General features: G+C 41.8%; 13 protein-coding genes. 5 read left to right on the top strand and 8 right to left on the bottom strand.

Annotation, left to right across the window (positions count from 1 at the left end; all coding sequences use genetic code 11):
- Window position 1 precedes the first annotated feature (1 nt).
- A complete protein-coding gene (locus PQO03_RS00975) occupies window positions 2–2557 on the bottom strand; it encodes an alpha-amylase family protein (RefSeq protein ID WP_274150603.1) in 2556 nt (851 codons plus the stop codon).
- Between the two features lie 156 nt (window positions 2558–2713).
- Here PQO03_RS00975 and PQO03_RS00980 point away from each other — a divergent pair, with 156 nt between their 5' ends.
- The 3 genes from PQO03_RS00980 to PQO03_RS00990 are packed head-to-tail and all read left to right on the top strand — an operon-like array spanning window position 2714 to window position 7235.
- Window positions 2714–4150: a sulfatase-like hydrolase/transferase gene (locus tag PQO03_RS00980; protein WP_274150604.1), complete on the top strand. Its 1437-nt coding sequence runs from the start codon at window positions 2714–2716 to the stop codon at window positions 4148–4150.
- Window positions 4151–4187: 37 nt separating this feature from the next.
- The gene (locus PQO03_RS00985) at window positions 4188–5096 is read left to right on the top strand and encodes an alpha/beta hydrolase (RefSeq protein WP_274150605.1); all 909 of its coding nucleotides are present in this window, start codon (window positions 4188–4190) and stop codon (window positions 5094–5096) included.
- A gap of 57 nt (window positions 5097–5153) precedes the next feature.
- Window positions 5154–7235 (top strand): serine/threonine-protein kinase, encoded by a 2082-nt coding sequence (locus PQO03_RS00990; protein WP_274150606.1) that lies wholly within the window; start codon window positions 5154–5156, stop codon window positions 7233–7235.
- On the opposite strand, the gene PQO03_RS00995 is transcribed toward PQO03_RS00990, so the two are convergent.
- Together PQO03_RS00995 and PQO03_RS01000 are read right to left on the bottom strand one after the other, a co-directional pair.
- The gene (locus PQO03_RS00995; protein ID WP_274150607.1) at window positions 7213–7800 is read right to left on the bottom strand and encodes an RNA polymerase sigma factor; all 588 of its coding nucleotides are present in this window, start codon (window positions 7798–7800) and stop codon (window positions 7213–7215) included. The genes PQO03_RS00990 and PQO03_RS00995 overlap by 23 nt on opposite strands.
- A 641-nt stretch (window positions 7801–8441) precedes the next feature.
- Entirely contained in the window at window positions 8442–10385 is a 1944-nt protein-coding gene (locus tag PQO03_RS01000) for a glycoside hydrolase family 97 protein (RefSeq protein ID WP_274150608.1), read from the bottom strand.
- Between the two features lie 524 nt (window positions 10386–10909).
- Here PQO03_RS01000 and PQO03_RS01005 point away from each other — a divergent pair.
- The gene (locus PQO03_RS01005; RefSeq protein ID WP_274150609.1) at window positions 10910–11134 is read left to right on the top strand and encodes an addiction module protein; all 225 of its coding nucleotides are present in this window, start codon (window positions 10910–10912) and stop codon (window positions 11132–11134) included.
- On the top strand, window positions 11131–11424 hold the full coding sequence (locus PQO03_RS01010) for a type II toxin-antitoxin system RelE/ParE family toxin (protein ID WP_274150610.1): 294 nt from the start codon (window positions 11131–11133) through the stop codon (window positions 11422–11424). The genes PQO03_RS01005 and PQO03_RS01010 overlap by 4 nt, the downstream gene beginning before the upstream one ends.
- Before the next feature lie 153 nt (window positions 11425–11577).
- On the opposite strand, the gene PQO03_RS01015 is transcribed toward PQO03_RS01010, so the two are convergent.
- The 5 genes from PQO03_RS01015 to PQO03_RS01035 all read right to left on the bottom strand — a co-directional run bounded on the left by PQO03_RS01015 (window position 11578) and on the right by PQO03_RS01035 (window position 18526).
- On the bottom strand, window positions 11578–13671 hold the full coding sequence (locus PQO03_RS01015; RefSeq protein ID WP_274150611.1) for an SGNH/GDSL hydrolase family protein: 2094 nt from the start codon (window positions 13669–13671) through the stop codon (window positions 11578–11580).
- 24 nt (window positions 13672–13695) lie between these two features.
- Complete coding sequence (locus tag PQO03_RS01020; protein WP_274150612.1) at window positions 13696–14340, bottom strand: GDSL-type esterase/lipase family protein; 645 nt, start codon at window positions 14338–14340, stop codon at window positions 13696–13698.
- A 105-nt stretch (window positions 14341–14445) separates the two neighbouring features.
- Window positions 14446–15963 (bottom strand): sialate O-acetylesterase, encoded by a 1518-nt coding sequence (locus PQO03_RS01025; RefSeq protein ID WP_274150613.1) that lies wholly within the window; start codon window positions 15961–15963, stop codon window positions 14446–14448.
- Between the two features lie 69 nt (window positions 15964–16032).
- A complete protein-coding gene (locus tag PQO03_RS01030; protein ID WP_274150614.1) occupies window positions 16033–16758 on the bottom strand; it encodes an SGNH/GDSL hydrolase family protein in 726 nt (241 codons plus the stop codon).
- 151 nt (window positions 16759–16909) lie between these two features.
- The gene (locus tag PQO03_RS01035) at window positions 16910–18526 is read right to left on the bottom strand and encodes a sialate O-acetylesterase (RefSeq protein ID WP_274150615.1); all 1617 of its coding nucleotides are present in this window, start codon (window positions 18524–18526) and stop codon (window positions 16910–16912) included.
- Window positions 18527–18926 lie beyond the last annotated feature (400 nt).

Raw genomic sequence — 18926 nt, forward strand, 5'->3', positions numbered from 1 at the left:
TCTATTGTTTTTTATTTTTAATTAACTTTAAAGCGAGAGCTGTTGGTGCAGATTCTTTGCGGGCTTTTATTTTTCCCACGACAATATCTTGCTTAATACGGCGAAATTTTTGACTGACAGGAAAGGGCAGATCGGGATCATCAATGTTATGGCTTTCAACTTTGCGATCAGCGCAAATCCACGCTACGAAAGGAACAGCTTTTGGCATGCTTTTTCCGCCGGGGATAAGGACGTATTGACCTTCTACTTTTATTTTTTTCCCTTTCCAAGGACTTAAATCAAGTGCAGCAAGGGCCCAACGTTTTCCAGAGTTAACTCGACTCGGAGTGACCTTCTTGCCATCCACATAAATAATAGGCTCGGCCTTGCCCGCAATTTGTAATAATAAGTCTAAGCGTTGAAAGTCATCTAATGGGACGTCTATATTTAAACTAAATAGATCATCCTGCACATGACCAGTAGAAGCTTGTAGGGGCAATGCTTGAATAGGATCTTTTGAAGATGATTCACCTTCTTGGATTTCAAAAATCTGTACGCTATTTCCCGGGATGCTAAGCTGGAAATCTCGACCTGAAATAAGCTTATTAGGGAGTTCCTCAATAAAGGGATAGATTGTTTTTAGCTTGTATTTTTCCCCAGATTTTTCACGGAAGTATACAGATGAATTAAAGGGAATAGTTAGTTTTTGAGGACTTCTTTGTTGATTTCGAACGGTGAGTAATGCTCGCTTCCCTTTCCAGCTTATGTAGCCGTACACTTCAGCTTTGGCCGGATCGCCTCCGACCATCACCGTATTCATAAGTTGACCTTGCTCACGCTGAGCCCAGTTAGCCGCTCTGCCTAGTACTTTCCAATGATCGTCATCCAGTAAGTCTAAATCTAAGTAAAGTTCTTTGAGAGTGGTACCACGAGCCATGTACATGAGTACATAGTCTGACCAATCATGGAGCGTATCATTAAAGTCAGTAAAGGGTTTACGGTGTGAGAGTAAAATCCCGTGGGTCATGAAGTTCGCAATGGGAATGACTGGGCGCGGACAAAGTTCTGAATTGAAACTGCGGTAAAAATATTTGCAGCGATAGTTAGTTGCACCATCGCGTAATGAAAGGCTAGGGACGTCTCCACTACCACCTGAATCCCCCGTCATCATCCAGATGCAATCGGCATATTGAAGCCAGAAAGGACTGAACCAGGCTCCGTTAGTAAAGTTGATGAAGATATCAGGATTGAGTTCACGTTCATAGGCCAAAAGTTCTAATGTAGCATCAAGGCATTTTTCTCTGGCGTGTCGCTGAGTCATGTAATTACTGGAGAAATTGTGATTGAAGTCGTGCTTGATGTAATCAACTTTAGCTTCAGTGATCATGTATTTCAGGGACTTCTTGAGATCATTAAAGTACTTAGGCTGAAGGATGTCGTAGTATTCTTTATTTCCCTGAGTCCAAGCGAATTGCTTGCGGTCGAAATCTTTGCTGTATGCAGAACGATAACCGAGCTTGATGCCATCCTCAAATTTTTGATTTGTACCATCAAGAGCAATCCATAAACCGAGACCCGAACCATTATCCTTAAGAATTTTTTGCATGTCAACGAGCAGCTTTGGATCCTTGGCTTCATAGCAGCGACTCGCCGTTTCTTCCCAGCCGTGATCCGGGCACATACCATCGAGATTGGCCCCATACTTTTTAAGTTGAGCTTGCATGGGAAAAAAGACCTTGTCAATAAAATTTTCTTTATTGAGTTTTTTGGCAACCTTGCTGTACCAATTATTAAAATGGAGATAGCTACGAGTTTTTTTACGGGTTTCTGTTATATAATCCAAAAGACCTAGTTCAGCACTTTCGCCTTTTTTGGCACTCAGACCAAATACAGCAGTTTTACTCACTATGGCCCAACTGAACTCATCCATTTCCTTTGCGTAGCCAGGGAAGTGAAAAATAGAAGCCGTATGAGGGCGGGGATTTATAAGTTGATCACGACCTTTTAGGTCAATCATATAATTCCAACGATAGTAGAAATCAGGCTCTTTATAATTATCGTTGTGGCGCGCATAAAAGCAGGGGTAATCCATGCCAAACCACCACTTGCCTACATTGAGTGGCTGACCCCTTCCTCCTAAAGTAACTTTTTGCTCTGAGCTAAAATGAATCGCGGATAAGCGGTCAATTTTATCTCCTTGCTTCATGTGAAGTTTGAGAGATTTCCTAATGTAGGGACCTTGGCCAAGCGTGTAAGTGACTTCTACTTTAGCGGGAGCTTGTTCGCGTAGTGATTCATAAATGATTACAAGGGATTGGTTGCCTTTAGCATCTTTTTTAATTTCGGGTTTTGATATAATTTTATAATCTTTGCGTGTATAGCGCTTATCATCAAAAGTGAGGATTTCGAATTCATCATTATTGATCTCTATTGCATCACTTCCATCAATTCTAGCTATCTTGGTATTTGAGCCATTCTGAGCTTCAAAAGAGAAGAAAGCTTGGATGTGTTGATTTTGTAAAATGAGTTCATTGGCTTGCAGAAAACTCATGAGTAGGAGGGGAATTAAGTATTTCATATTTTTGTCCAGTAAAATTAATCTTTATCAGTCAAACCGGAACTTTTAATAGTTTTTGATAAAAATCACAAAAAAATACAATTTTTATTTTTCGCATCAAAAAATGAGTTTTATCCGGTTTAACTGATAAGAACAATTAAATCGGAGCAAACAAACATGAAATTTTATTACTTACTTTTAGTATTAAGTACAATTCTATACGGAAAGCCAGAAAGCCCCAATATCATTTTTTTAGTCACAGATGATCAGGGCTGGGGGGATGTCGGCTACAATGGTCATCCAGTCATTAAGACACCTCATTTAGATAAAATGGCTAAAGAGGCAGTGCGCTTGGATCGCTTTTATGCAACTTCTTCAGTATGCAGCCCGAGCCGTGCTTCATGCCTAACGGGTAGGAATAACTGGCGATTGGGGATTGCGACCCCCGCAAATAGTAACTGGCATCTCAATGCAAAGGAAATCACGATTGCTGAAGCGGTAAAAGCAAAAGGCTATAAAACAGCGCATTTTGGCAAGTGGCATATTGGAGGTTTTACAGAAGAAAAGAGTCCAGGCCACAAAATGACTCCTGGGATGGCTGGCTTCGATTATTGGTTTTCGACTCCCAATGTACTGCCGACTTATGACCCCTATAAAAAGGGCTATAAAAGCGGTAAATATGAAATGTATTGGGAGAATGGGAGAAATATCACTTTGGAAGAAGGTCGTAAACGAGATGATTTAAAAGGCGACGACGCCAAATTCCTCATGGATAAAGCCCTCAATTATATAGAAAAGAGAGTTGAAGATAAAGAAAAATTCTTGATTTACTTTTGTTTTCATAATGTACACACGCCACTGGGGACGATTCCCGAATTTTCAGAACAGTATAGTGATGTAAAAGATAGCGTAGTTTACAGTTCGAACGTCAGTGCGGTGGATGCTCAGGTGGGCAGGATGCGTGCCGAGTTACGACGCTTGGGGATTGCTGAAAATACCATGTTGTGGTTCACGAGTGATAATGGTCCGAATCTCAAGGGAAAGAAGAGTATACGGCATGGAGAGGCTCAGGGAGGCAAGTTTAACTATACGCCGATTGGATCAACAGGAGCTTATCGTGGTTATAAGAGAAGTCTTTATGAAGGGGGCGTCAGAGTTCCAGGGCTCATAGAATGGCCCGCTTTAATCAAAAAGCCTTTCAATAGTGCTTATGCTTGTAATATGGTTGATTGGTTTCCCACAGTGATGGACGCTTTGGATATAGCTCTACCTACTGATCGTGAAATCGATGGACTAAGTTTAATTCCTTTTTTTAAATCGGGCGGGGCCATTCAGCACCGTGGTGAGGATATGGGCTTTTTTTGTCAGGGTTGGGCCGCTTGGAGTGGCGATCGTTTTAAAATCGTTCGAGTGAGCAAAAAGGGGAAGTGGGAAATGTATGATCTTCGCGATGATCCCTTTGAGGAAAAGGATATAGCCTCAATGATGCCAGAAAAATTTAATGAAATGAAAAAGGCCTTTGATGCTTGGGGTGAATCTTGTCAAAAGGATGAGCTCAAAGTCGTGAATGAATATAAAAAAATCACCAAAAATCCAAGGAAAAAGAGTAAATAATGCACTCTTTTTTTTGTATTAAATATAAAGGAAAAACATGAAAAAATATTTATTTATCATTTTATTTTACGGCTCACTTGCCGCTTCTGCGATGAGCTATCGAGACGGCGCGGAAGTCACTTCCCTCGAGGAATTTAAGCGTTACAATTTTTCTTATCAGGGCATGAAATGTTATGTCATTGAACCCAAAAAGGCGGCGGCAGGAAAACCTTGGGTTTGGCGCGCACGCTTTGATTCGGCAAAAAATAGTGACTTTGATCTGGCCATGCTTGAGCAGGGCTGGCACGTAGCGCAAGTAAGTGTGGGAGGATTATTTGGTGGAGCCGAGGCAATGAAACGCTTTGATTCTTTTTATGATTACTTAATTAATCAATGTGCTTTTTCTAAGCGACCGTTGCTAGAAGGCTTAAGTCGCGGAGGTTTACCCATCTTTAACTGGTCCATCCAAAACCCGAAAAAAGTCTCTTGTGTTTATGCGGATAACGCCGTTTGTGATTTTAAAAGTTGGCCTGGCGGTAAGGGCAAAGGTAAGTCCTGGGAACGAGGATGGAAGTCTATTCATGAGCTTTACGGTTTTAAAAATGAGCAGGAGGCATTGGAATGGCAACATAATCCTGTAGATAAAGCTCATGTTTTAGCAGAGCACGGAGTAGGAGTCATGCTTGGACTCGCAATGAAAGATACCGTGGTTCCAGCAGAGGAAAATGGTCTCTTGATTGAAAAGCGCTATAATGCGGCACTGCCAGCAGGAGGCGTTAAAGTTCTGGTTTTGACAAAGCCTGATGCGGGCCATCATCCTCATGGTTTTAAAGACCCATCTAAATTGGTGCAATTTGCATTGGACGCCTTTGCAAGGAATAATACGAGCGTGAAGAAAGTGAAAAGCGTGAAAAGCGTGAAAAGCGTGAAAAGCGTGAAAAAAGTCAAAAATCTAATTTATATTTAATAGATTTTTACTGATCGAGGCAGTTGTTTAGAATATATTTACTAATGAATGGAATCTATGTCGGAACCCCCTTTAAATTTCTTTACCGAAGCTTTTCAAGAAGCAGTGGAAAACCCCGATGCTCTTTCTTCTTTACAGGGCAATTTAAACGGTCGCTATACAGAGCAAGAGTTTATTGCTGAGGGTGGTTTAAAAAAGATCTATCAAGTCTTGGATAATGTCACAGGTCGCTTGGTTGCGAAAGCTTACCCCAAATCAAATAAACGTGAATTGTGTGATCTTTTTATTTGTGAAGCTCGCGTTCAATCTTTACTTGAACACCCCAATATTATTCCTATCTATGACTTGGGTTTAGATGAGGAAATCCCTTGGTTCACAATGAAGTTGATTAGGGGTAAAACGCTTGACCAACATTTGAGCGTATTCGCACAGGATCCAGAGGCCAGCAAGAATGATAAATTTGATATATTTAGTAAAATATGTGATGCTATCAGCTACGCTCATTCACAAAAAGTTTTACACCTAGATCTAAAACCGGAAAATATCTTTGTGGATGACTATGGTGAGGTTTTGATTGGCGATTGGGGCTTGGCTAGGTTTCAAGGGGGACAACAGATTGATATCGATCTACCTTTGCCTGCGGACTTTTTGGGGCAGGGATCACTGTATGGCTGTATGACGGGAACCCCCGGCTACATGGCACCAGAGCAATGTTCACAAGGCTCTGAAAAGACTCCCTGCACCGATGTTTATTCTTTAGGAGCTTTGTTACATTTTATCTTTGCGGAGAAAGCTGTTTATCAAGGCGATAGAGAAACGATTATTGAGAAGTGTATACGAGGGAAATATGAATTAGATGAGGACAAAATTCCTCTGAGATTATTACCGATTATCAATAAGTGTTTGGCTTTTGAAAGTGACAAACGTTATCAATCAGTGAGTGCCTTGATGGCCGATATCAATTCCTATCGTTTGGGTTATTTGACTTCGGCAGAAGAGAAATTTTTTTGGCGCCAACAGAGCTTGCTCATTCGCAGAAATAAAAAGACTTTCACTTTAATTTTTATCTTTTTTATTGCGATCATCATTTTGAGTTCCCTATTTATTTATAAAATCAAACAAAGTGAACAAAGAGCTTTAGCTAATGAAATGTCTGCTTTAGAGCAAAAGAAGCAAAGTCATGAAAACCTGCTCAAATACCTTGATGCAGAGCAGGGCCGACAAGAAGCAGCCACAAAAATGGCAGAGAGTTACGTTGTACTTAGTGGAAATATTTTCCAAGATCGTCAGGGCAATGAAGGTTACGACTTACAAAAAGATTTAGAAGCCTACCAGCTTATTAATACAGCACTATTAGTGACCGAAAATTCACCACAAATCTGGGCTTTGAAAGGCAAGTTGGCTGTGCGTTTAGAGCGTATGGATGATGCCATAGAAGCCTTTGAAAAGGCTGGTGATCAGTTCAATCAATTGCGCGACTTATGCCTTACAGTAAGTATTAGTAGCGGTGATCGGATCGAAAAAACTATCAAGTTAATGAGGGGGCTATTTAAAATTTCTGAACGTCAGCTCATGAATGACTTAATTTTTAAAATTATCTATAGTGATCGTAGTGAGGATGAGAAAATCGAATTTGCTCTAGAAGCGGTTAAAGCCTTAAATAAGAAAAAAACTCATATGGTTTTTATTAAATCCAGTATGAGCTTAGATTTTTCAGGCAATGCTCATTTAAAACTTCTATTCCCTATGAAAAACCTTCAGATTAAGCATCTGGATTTAAGTGGGACAGCAGTGACAAAAGATTTTAAACATGTCACAGGGATGCCTTTAGAATCACTCAATATGAATGATACAGGCCTGACGAGTAAATTGCTGAGTAACCTAGAAGCGCATAAAACTTTAAAAACACTCAAAATTGCTCGGACTCCATTAACCGACCTTTCAGTCTTACCATCATTAAAACTCATTGAATTAGATATTAGTGGCATTCCATGTAGGGACTTTAGTCCACTCAATAAGTGTACAGAACTAAGAACGCTACACTGCAGTTCCGAGCAAAAGAAGTACTTAGAGAATCAATTAAAAGGAAATAAAATCAAGCTTGTTATGACTCCGCTTAGCCATCCAACTCAGCGTTGAGCCTGCGGATCTCGCGAATATAAATATCCTTAACTTTTTTTGCGTAGACATAAGCGGTATTCATTTCCATTCCCATTTCTTCGGCGACTTCTTTTTGATGCTTGCCCTGAGAAACTTTTAAATAAACTTCACCTTGCTTTTCACTAAAAAGATTTTGAATGTTCTCCCAGGCCTTTTTAGCAATAAAGTATTGCCATTCTTCTTCTTCCAGCAAGTCCGTTTCCGGTGTTTCAGCCCGGTCAAAATCTTCGACTTCAACGTGAAGTTTTTTGTTGCGCTGATTTTTTGAGTCGAGAAAATTTAGACTCGTGTTACGACAGACACGGCTCAGCCAGGTGCGAAAACGACAGCGTTCCGATTTGTAAATGAAATTGGGTAAGGCACGCCAAATACGAACTTGGATCTCTTGTAGAATATCTTCGCGGTCTTCATGGGATATCTCATACTTTTTAAGTATAGTGTAAATGTAGGGGCGGTACTCCCGGCTAAAGCGCTCCCAGGCTTTATCATTGCCTTGAAGCTGGAGCTTCATAATCAAGGTTTGGCTAGTGGGGTTTTGGCTCATAGAAGAAGATAGTAGCTAGCCATTAAAAAGCAAGTAAATAGGTGGTGCAGAAGGATGCCTTTTTGCCTTCACGATTAAGCAGCTGATGCCGTTTTTAGTAGGGCCCCGAGTGCTCCTCGGCCACCGGAGGTATTTATACTGGGGCTCTGCCCCAGACACCGCAAGCTACTGCCATGTGGGCCAATGATTTTTATTCCGCCTGTCTGGCAAGAGCCTTGACCAGGTGAAAGGTTTTTATTCCACCTAGCAGTCTGTCGGACTTTGAGCTTAGAAACGAAAAACGGGCCGAACAAAGTCGGTTTTTGTCCGAAATGAGACGAATATGGACATATTTAACGATTTTCGGGCAGAAATCCAGCAAAGTTCAGCTGTTTTTGAGTCGAACGGAGAGAAGTCCGACAGGCTGCTAGGGGAGTTCCTAATGGTAGGGAACTTAAGTACATGCCGAAGGTATGTAGTATGATAGCCATCGGATTTATCCGGTGGGTATTGTTTTAAAAAAATAATATTCATGCCGAAGGTATGAAGGAAACGCTCTGCAGCGTACCTTCGGCACGCACGATGCTGTTATTCAAACACCACGGACTTACGTCCATAGCTACATTCCTAAGCTCTTCGAGCTCAAATGCCTGTCAATAATTTTATCGTGCCCTTAAGCGAAGGATAAAACCTCCGCTGGGTAGCATCTCAAAACTTAGAGAATCATTTTTTTTGATTATTTTGGTCTCTGATTTAATCGCTACATGGCCGTCATTATCACGGCATATATAAGCATCATAGGATTCATCTTGTAAAAAATCTGTGGATAGTTCAACTTTTCGATTTTCGTCAGCGGAGGCATTAATTCCCGCTAGGTACCAATCGGAACCACTTCTTCTCGCCATGATGACTTGTTTGCCAAGCTCAGATTCTTTCAGCACTCGCGTTTCATCCCAATGAGTGGGCAGACTTTTGAAAATTTCGAGGCCTTCGCTCTGCAAATAATTATCAGGATGATCAGCCCAGCAGAGAAGGGGAGAAGTAATCATCATAGCGGAGGCCAGTTGCATCGCATGAGTAAAACCTGCGCCCTGTTTTTTTGCGAAGATCGCAGGAGTGTAATCACTATGACCTGCAAGTAAACGAGTGAAAATGAGGTCGATATACATACTGCTGGGCATTTTTTCTGCACCGCCACCACCACGTAGTTTTTCGCCACCATAAATGGCTTCTCGAGTCATTTCGTTGGGGTAGGTTCGGGCTTCCCCTGCGGGACTTGGGCAACCGTGAAAATTCACCATGAGTTTATTTTCAGAACAGACTTTTAAGAAGTCTTCCATATAGGATTTCCATTCACTATTTTCACTCTGGATATAATCGAGCTTGATGCCCTTGGCACCGGCATCGGCAATGCGTTTTACTTCGGCACGCATCTTGTCAAGATCCTTATTAACTGCGACTTCTTCAAGAGACTTCCACTTAGCCATGCCTTTCTCACCACCAGGCATTTCCATGTTGAAGCTGACATCTGATGATTTCCATACCCAGATACCAATGCCTTTTTCGGCGCCATAATCGCATAATTTTTTGAGGTGTTCATAGGGTGTGAGCCCATCTTCAGTCCACTTTTGGTCCCAACCAATATCAACTAAATGATAATCGGCACCAATTTGTGCCGCGAGATCGACGAGTTTAATCTGTTCATTGTATTTAGCCGATATTTTTGCCCACCAATTCCAAGTTGATTTTCCTGGTTGGATCCACTCTTCTTCAATGCCATTGGGAAAGAGTTTCGGATCGGGGGCGGGGCAGACGTTACTGACAATGGGGTTATTGAGCAAGTCGTTAAGGCTATTAACTTGGCAGATGATTTTCCATCCAGTTTCAATTTTCTGATCGATTTCCCAACCCTGAAGTTTTTCGGCATATTCCACTTTAAAAGAGCATTGACCAGCTTTACTTTTTATGGGCATGAGCGAATAACCATGAAAGTTAAAGCCACCGCCTTCTAAAACGACTGTGTAGGACTTCATGTCTTCGGGGAAAAGTAGCAGTGGAGGCAGCGTTCGGGCATGTTTGGCGGAACTGCCAATTTCTTTTATACTATCCGTATATACGCGGCTTTCTTCTCCCATGCTATGACGCATATATTTGGCCATAAGATCAGAGGAGAAATTTAAAACTGTGGATTCGCCATTGAAAAGAACTTTTTGTTCGGGAGAATAATTAAATTTAAAGGCAATGCCTGTGTCGTAAGCGCGGAGTTCGATTTCAAAAATCTCTTTAGCTGAGGATACCTGTACTTTAACACCATTACACGTGTTAATTCTTGTGGACTGGTCGCCAAACCATTTGTATTGCTCCTTTATTTCATAAAAATTTTTATCACCCAGAGAACATTTGTAGCCAAGGTTCTTGTCATTAACGACAATACCAATTGGTGAATCCTGTAAAACAATTTCACCCTCTTTTTCAATTCTAAGTTTTAAGTGATCAGCCTCATTGATCAGCAATGCCTTGAAGTTTCCTGAAGGACTTTTTAGTTCAAGGGCAAAAGCACAAAGGCTAAATTGGAGTAGTAGAAAGAGGATAGTTTTAAAATTCATGTGGTCTTCCCGTTTGTTGTGTTTGCTCACTTAAACCGGGAAGAATTCTGTTTTTGATAAAAAAAGCAACTTTTCGAATTATTTTTTAAAGTCCGCGATCAAGAGTTCTGAAAATGAATGCCACAGGCATGCTAGGCTCATTTAAGTCCTTCCTTCAGAACTCAAAAGTAAATCTAATTCATTAGCAAAGTAATGCTGTAGCCATTTCAGTATCTTTAAAATTAGCATAAAAATCGAAATTTTGATACATTCACCCTCCTCATAACAGCTGTCCCTTATTGATTCAGCGCTGACAAGCGTCCTGGGACCGCGGGCGTCTCGCCCGCATACTCGCGCCAAAGCTAACTCCGTTTTTTTCATTCGTCCTGGGACCGCGGGCGTCTCGCCCGCATTGAGTATATCACGAGATGTCTTCGCTTCGCTCAGACACAGGTGAACCCGATCGTTAGATCAGATAAAACAAAATCAGATTACAATTCAATGAAAAAGATACTATATTATCAACAAACCAATGGAAAACTATTATGAAAATACATGATTTCATGGAAGAAGCTGTATCTCTACCTGTTGAGATGAGAGCTGAGCTAGCGAATAAATTACTCGAAAGTTTAAACCTTACTGACCCTTCTATTGATCAAGCATGGGCTGACCTTGCAGAATCAAGATTAGATGAAATTGAAAGTGGCAAGGTAAAATTAATTCCTGGAGAAGATGTTTTTAGTGAATTTAACCTTAACACGGTTAAATGAATTTATACTTCCATCCCGGAGCACAACAGGATTTACGAGAAGCTATCAATTATTATAATGAGTGCAAAGTTGGTCTTGGACAACAATTTGCAGCTCAAATACAAAAAAGTATCCAGCAAATTCAGGGCTTTCCTGAGGCATGGTCATTAATTTCGAAAAGAACTAGACGTGTAATGACCAATAGGTTTCCTTACGGCCTTATCTATTCTATCAAAAACGATACCATCATAGTTCTTGCAGTCATGCAATTGAACAGAAAGCCTGGTTATTGGAAAAATCGCAAGATCTAAGGAATAAGATTAGATTTTGCTGATATAAGCGGGGACTCAAAATAGCCAAAATCTTAATCATGATTGGGCAAGCTCGATGCGCAGAAAGGCGAACTTTCCCAGAAAGTAAAAAGGGAGCCGTCAGTCTATCTAGATCAATAATTCACATAAAAACTATGGCTGAGATACTTGTGAAGCGGAGAACTGTTTCCAGATTGCAGCTCCTATCTGCTGCTGGCCATCGAGATTGGGATGCAGGCCGTCACTGTAGTTATCTTTGGAAACAATATTCCAGAGGTCAATAAATGCAGCATCATTTTCTTTTGCCAGTTTTTTGTATTCCGGGCGTAGTTTGTCGAGCATGGCTTGTTCTTTTTCATCGTACCCCATTTTGTGAAAGCGTTCGCTTACATTGCCGATACTCAAACCGGCTGAACCGACGAGTGTTATCTTGAGCTCATTACCGTAGCAAGCGCGTGCTTTATCAATCATTGTCTTCATATTTGTAACACAGCCTTGCAAGACCTTATCGCTTGCCACGCGCAGGTCATTGACAGCTAAGAAGAAAATCACATGATCAATTGTTCTATAATTTGTGATAGTGGAGTCAAATTCTTTGATATCAGCAGTTTTCCTTCCGGAACGGCCAGCGTTGATAGCTTTGATTTTCTTACCCGACAATTTATCAAAGACATTAACCCAGCTATTTCCGCCTCTGTATTTGCCATCGATATAGGTTCCGCGTGTAATTGAATCACCAAAGCAGAGCACGCGGCTGGTTCCGTCATTCGATGGTCCCCATTTTACGTAGGGACTTGTTGCTTCGAATGCTTTAAAAGAGTCGGTCCTGAACGGGACAAGAGGAAAGCCTTCATTATTATAAAGATTCGCATTCGGAAATCCGGCCCAGGCATAACGCACTGCAATCGGCATTTTCACATTAGGACTCGATAGAATCACGGTCTTGCCCTCTATTTTAGCCTCCGCATGGACAAATTTTTTGTCGGTACCGCAGATCACAAACCCTTTGACGGAATCGGCACTGACTTTCTTTGTGGCTAGATTAATGGCTTGAGGTCTAATACCCTCGCCGACATTCTTCAAGCTTAGGCTTACCGTGTTGCCGGATATTTTCATCGAGTCGAACATCGGTCCCATCGAATTGGTTTTTTCACCATAGGCAAGGCGCCCGGCTTCTGCCGCTAATCGCTTTGCAAGATCAACTTTCGCATAGGGGTGGATGTTAGTTGTGTGTCCTAGGTCTGTGGCCACAGCCATTGCGGTATTCGGAAGTTCTAGTGCGGCAGCCTGCGATTCGCGGATTATCGGCCAATTGACATCGGTATCGAATTTCGTCTCTTCATTATAGCCGGCCAACTGTACGAAAAGAAAGGGGAAATCACCCTGATTCCACTGTTTGCGCCAGCTGCTAATATGTTCTTTGAAAAGGTCCTCGTAGAGTTCGCAGCTTTTTTCGCCACGACTATTATTCTCACCCTGATACCAGATGACTCCTTTGAATGCCATTTTCTGTAGAGGGTGAATCATTGCCTTGTAATAGCTGCTTTTACTTAGCTTTTTAGAAAATTTAGCTTGTACGTCTTCAGACATCCAGCTTTGTATAGAAGTTGCTCCACGTGCAGCGGCAATTAGACCAATAGGGATATTGAGCTTAGTATTGAGCTCACGCCCGAATATATAGCCGACAGCAGAGAAATAACTTGCCGAACTTATGTCAGATACTTGCCATGAGTTTTTGTATTGCTTCAGAGGCTTGATTTGAGTTTGTGGACTGTCGGCAGTTTCAGGGTTTAAGGCCATCAGGCGGATAGTCGGATACTTGACCGCTTGCTCAATAATTTTTTTAAATTCCGCAGCACGTGGTCCGCCGCCTCGCTCGGAAGAACTCGAATAGCTTCTCAGTTCGCCATGCATATTGGATTGTCCGGTACATATCCATATATCCCCGACCAGAACATTGGAGATATTTTTTTGTTCATCGCCGGATGTAAGCGTCAGGGTGCGGCTTTCTGCGGAGGCCTCAAGCTTATTTAATGTCGTGTGCCATTCTCCGGAGGCGTCAGCAGTGGCTTTCTGGCTTTGCCCGTCAAAAGTTATTGTGATTTTCTGATTCGGATCAGCCGTGCCCCAGATGGGAAGCGGTTTATCGCGTTGTAGAACCATGTTGTCAGTGAAGAGAGCATTTAGCTTCACGTCAGCTGAAGTCATTAACGTGAATATCGTTAGTAGTGCAAATATTTTATTCATGCTATTTTCCCATAGTCACTGCTATCACTTAACTGCGGCAGCGGCAGATGCAGCCATCAGTTTAGCACCATCTGCATTTGGATGAATACCATCTTTAAAATACTTTGCCTCAGATGGTACCGCACCGTGAAAGTCTATGATGGAAAGCTTTAATTCATCGGCCACCTGTTTTACCAATGGCATAACACCGTTGACAATTGCATCCTCGGTCATTCCCCAACGGGTTTTCTGAACGGGCACCGGCGTGGCCAGAAAAACAGTCGGTTTCGAAGCAAGATCCTGAAAGGATTTAACAAGAGCTTTTAAATCTCCTGCAAACTCTGCATGGTGCTTCCAGTTATTGGGTTTTATATCGTTGGTTCCTAATTTAATGATCACAATATTTGGATTGAAGCTCAATGCTTTTTTATAGGCCTTATTATTCCAGTATGGTTTGTCACCCTTCTTCAAAAGTGTACGAGCGGAGACGCCAAAATTGCCGACCTTGTACGTATTGCCGAGCAAGGCTTGGAGCTGAGCGGGGTAACTGTTCGTCTCCCGGTCTTTGATTCCAGCACCATATGTGATACTATCACCAACACAAGCAATTCGGATGAGCTTATCCGCATGTAGCGTTGAGCTAATTAATGTAAAAATAAATAGCGCGATGATTTTCGTTCGAATTGTCATAATGTTTTGCCTTTTTTTAGTATTTTATATAAGGATTAATGTATAAGAGGGGAAGCATAAAAGCCTTATTTATGGAAGAATTATTTTCTGTTTCATACGCAGTTATCATTTTTTTCTTTTACTCTTGGATTTTCCTTTTTTCTTTGCGCTTATCACAGAGCCCGCATCATTAAAATTATCCGTTCTGAAAGGCACTGCAGGCAGGCCTTCTTTATTGGCAAAGTTACTGCGCGGGAAGCCATCCCATGCATAACGGACAGCAAGAGGCATGGCCACTGTTTTAGCTGAAACAACAATGGTATCTCCTTTAACAAAAGCATAGGCAGCCACGAATTCTTTATCAGCTCCACAGATAGTGAAGCCTTTAAGTACATTAGCTTTAACGAGCTCTTTATCCCAGAGAGTATCTTTTGCAGTCAAGCCAGAGCCCGCGTGATCGAATGAAATGACCACACTATTTCCTTTGATCTCATGTGATTTGTATTGTGGCCCTGAGTAGACAATATCTTCTCCATAAGCAAGCTTTCGAGCACAGAGTACAAGACGTTCTGAAACAGCAATCTTGTGATGAGGATGAATATTGAACTCGACACCCTTATCGAGCGCCAAAGCCATGGCCGTATTCGCTAGCTCAAGTGCTTTGGTCTGCGACTCACGCAAAAATGGCCAAGTGACAGGTGCATTTGTGCCCTTTGTTTTTGCATAGCCAGCAAGCTGTACATAGAGGAATGGGAAATCGCCCAATCCCCATGCCTTGCGCCAGTCGGTGATCATTATCTTAAAGTTTTTAGCGTATGCCAGACTCGATTGAATAGTGCGTGCATTATTCTCACCCTGATACCAGATTACACCTTTAATCGCAAATTTGTGCAAGGGCGCAATCATGCCATTATAGCCGGATTTACCAACTTTGGCACCAAGCGCTTTTTTAGAATTATTAGTCATCCAGGTTTCTACTGCTGTCCCTCCTTTATTGCTATCAATCAGTCCGATCGGCACGTTCAGGTGTACTGACAAGTTCTTAGCGAAAACATAGCCTACGGCAGAAGTTAATGGCGTTATTTCTACACTTGGAGCCTGCCAGGACTTACTAAATGAATCCTCAATTTTCACCTCTTCGACAACTGTACGCGGAAAGTGCTTGGCAATAAGTGCGATTCGTACCTTATCATTAACACTGGTATCGATGATTTTAGCGTACTTTTTTGCCACATCACCAAGTTTTGGGGATAAGAATTTGCCTAGGTCATAATCCATGTTTGACTGGCCAGCGCAGACCCAGACATCTCCCAGCATGACGTTTTTGATCGTGACCGTGTTCTTCCCTTTTACCGTCATGTTAAAGGGCCCACCAGCTTTCATGGGCTTGAGTTTGACAAGCCATTCACCATTAGTGGCAGTGCTTGTTGCTGTTTGACCGTTTATCGTGACGGTCACTTTCTCACCATCATTAGCCTTACCAAAGACCTTTGCGGGAATACCTCGCTGCAGGACCATGTTATCGGTGAACAGACTGTTTAATTTGACATCTGCTTGTGCTGGTGTAGCACAGAACAGAATAATACTTGTAAGTAGGCAAGCGCTTATTTTACTTTTAACTAATGAGTTCGTTGATATTTTCATTCTAAACCTCTTTTCTAATTCACAGTCAAACCGGGAAGGGTAGAGATTTTTGATGAATTTTTGAAAGTACTATAGATTATTCTTGATGCTCTCTGCTACGAGTTCGGCTAATTTTTGTTTACCGACTTCATTGAAATGAACGTTTTTGTTTTGCTGCCATTCTTTGAGTTTTGGTAGACTAGCGGAGTAGAGATCGTTGATAGCCACATCGTGCTTTTTCATGACTTCAATAGCCACTTGATTATACTTGACGGCATCTTCGGGTATACGGCAGGGATAAACACCCTCAACATAGGGCGTGGTAGTCGCGAAAATAACTTTTGCACCAGTAGCTTTCAATCGTATAACAATCTTCTCTAGACCTTCACGATATTGTTCAAGAGAAATAACTACGGGAACACTAGGGTCATCTGAACGAGCGCCCTTTTTGCGATTGATGCGTTTGAGATCATGGAGTCCAGTATTGAAATGAATCACATCCCACTTCGGTCCCTTGAGCATGCGATCAAGGCCACCATTTATACTACTGGTATGGCCGCAATTCCATGGTTGATCAGTCCCTTCTAGGATGGGGCGATAAACATTGACTTTACCTTCGAGTAAGTCACGGACTTGTAGGGTGTAGCCAATGGAAATTGAATCGCCGATGATCAAGGCATTTGCTTTGCCTTCAATGGGAGTGGGAATCCATTTTTTTCCTTTAGCTTTTTCTTCGGCACTTCCGGGTTCAACGGCGAAGAGAGCTGAGCAAGTCAGGCTTAGGGTGAGCAAGAGTTTGATGATATTATTTTTCATATGATGTTTCCTTGTTTGGCTTAAGTGGTGTTAATAGACTGATTTTTATTGCATCTCGGGGCCAGCCCCGAACCCCGTAAGGAGCTGCCGGCCCTTAACCCGGCGAATTGAGTGCTCCCACTCAAGTTAGGTGAAGTGCTTAACTGATTTCTTATAGTTCTGTTTTGAATAGTCCTGTGGGAAGGCCTTCTTTGTTGTATAGGTTGGCTCCTTCTGGATTAGAGGCCCAGGCATAGCGAACTTCGACAGGCTGTGAAATTTCAGCGTGGCTAACTTCTACCTGATTTGAAGAGATAATTTTTGCCTCAGCCCATTGCCAAGCTCCATCAGCAGCACAAATCTGAAAGCTTTTTAGGGGGGAACTATTTTCTTGTACAGCTTTATGTAGTTCTTTGCTGGCAGTCATTAATCCCGAGCCTGTGTTATCGAAAGTGATAATGACTTTATTCGCTTTGACTTCGTGGGATTTATATGTCGGGCCGCTATGAATGACATCCTCTTTTTTATAGGATTTATTAAGTGCCCAAAAGGCCAATCTTTTACCCGCATCAATTTTATTAATGGGGTGAATATCGGCTGCATCACCAATATCGTTGAGTACGGCCATACCAGAATTTGGGAGGCTCATACATTGGCTTTGTTGGTATTGAATTTGAACCCAAGTACTCGCTTCGGCAGGTTCTAGGAGCGGTTTTTTAAATTGCGCGAGTTGGCACCAATAAAAATCCAAAGGTAAATCCCATGCCTGGCGCCAGCCCTGGATCATTTTTGTAAAACGTTTTTGGTATTGATCTGTTGCAAAACCCGCATTGGCTTCCCCTTGATACCAAATGGCGCCTTTCATAGCGTAGGGGACCAGTGGGGCAATCATGGCATTATAGAGTGTGGAGGGGAGAGTATTATTTTCATCGGGGTTTTTCTGTAGGCGGGGATAATGGGGGCGTTTTTTACCTTCGACGTTAGCTTTCTCTGCGGCAATTTTATGAGCTTCGATTTTTGCTTTGTTTTCAGCAGCTACTTTTTCTTTATCCCAAGTGGATAGGGTTTGATTTAGCTTTGCGATCTCCGCATCATAATATTCTTTAAGTTCATTATCACTTTGGTATTGCGCCGTGGGTATCCAAGCTTCCACGCGGGTTCCTCCCCAGGCGCACTTAATGAGGCCAACGGGAATATTTAATTCTTTGCGAAGTTCGCGGCCAAAATTAAAACCTACGGCAGTGAAACCTTTAACAAAACGTTGATTAGCTGGATACCAAGTACCCACTATGTTTTCTTTTTCATTTAGTGGGGATAATTCGCGACGAACAGTCATTTGGCGAAAGAGTGTATCATTAATATCCTTAATTTCTTCATTCATGAAATCGGTAATAGCTTGATACTTGGGGTTCCTGGGTTTGCGGCAAACGCCACCGAGGCCAAAGTCCATATTGGATTGACCTGAGCAGAGCCAAACTTCACCCACTAAAATGTCGTCAATACTGAGAGTTGTTTCACCATCGGAAATAGTCATGGAACGACTGTCACTGGAAGCAGGCATGGACTTGAGTGTGACCATCCACTTTCCTGTGGAATTAGTTTGTGAACTTTCTTTCTGTCCAGCAAAAGAAACACTGATCTTTGAACCAGGCTTAGCCCAGCCCCAAACAGGGACGGCTTGATTTCTTTGCAGGACAGCACCTTTACTAAAGAGCTGGTGAACTTTAATTTCAGCTTGTAGGGAGAAACTGCTGAATAATAAGAAAAGAGTGAAGAAGAGCTTTTTCATAGATGAATCCAGGTTTGATTAGGGTTTTTAATTAAATTTGATGATGGAGCTTTCACTCTCGCTGATTTTGGAGTTAGTAATCATATCACGGGTTTTATTATCGATCACGAAGTCACCCAAGTACCGCCTTGGAATTGAACCGAGATGCGTTTTATGAGTGTCATAGCTTTTTCCAAACGTTTAGATTTTCATACTTATTTAAGGATAAACAAAAATAATTTTATGTTTTTGATTCTAGTTTGAAGAAAAGGCCTAAATAGCGAAGAATTAGCGTGTAGCCACATAGTTTATCATGACAGATGAAATCTTTTTGTGCCCTTCCTCCAGAACTCAAAAGTAACTCTAATTACTTTTGCTAAAGTAATAGCTAATCGCATTGCAGTATGAAAACTAAAGAAAT

Origin of the sequence: Lentisphaera profundi, assembly GCF_028728065.1 — a bacterium.
Lineage (GTDB): Bacteria > Verrucomicrobiota > Lentisphaeria > Lentisphaerales > Lentisphaeraceae > Lentisphaera > Lentisphaera profundi.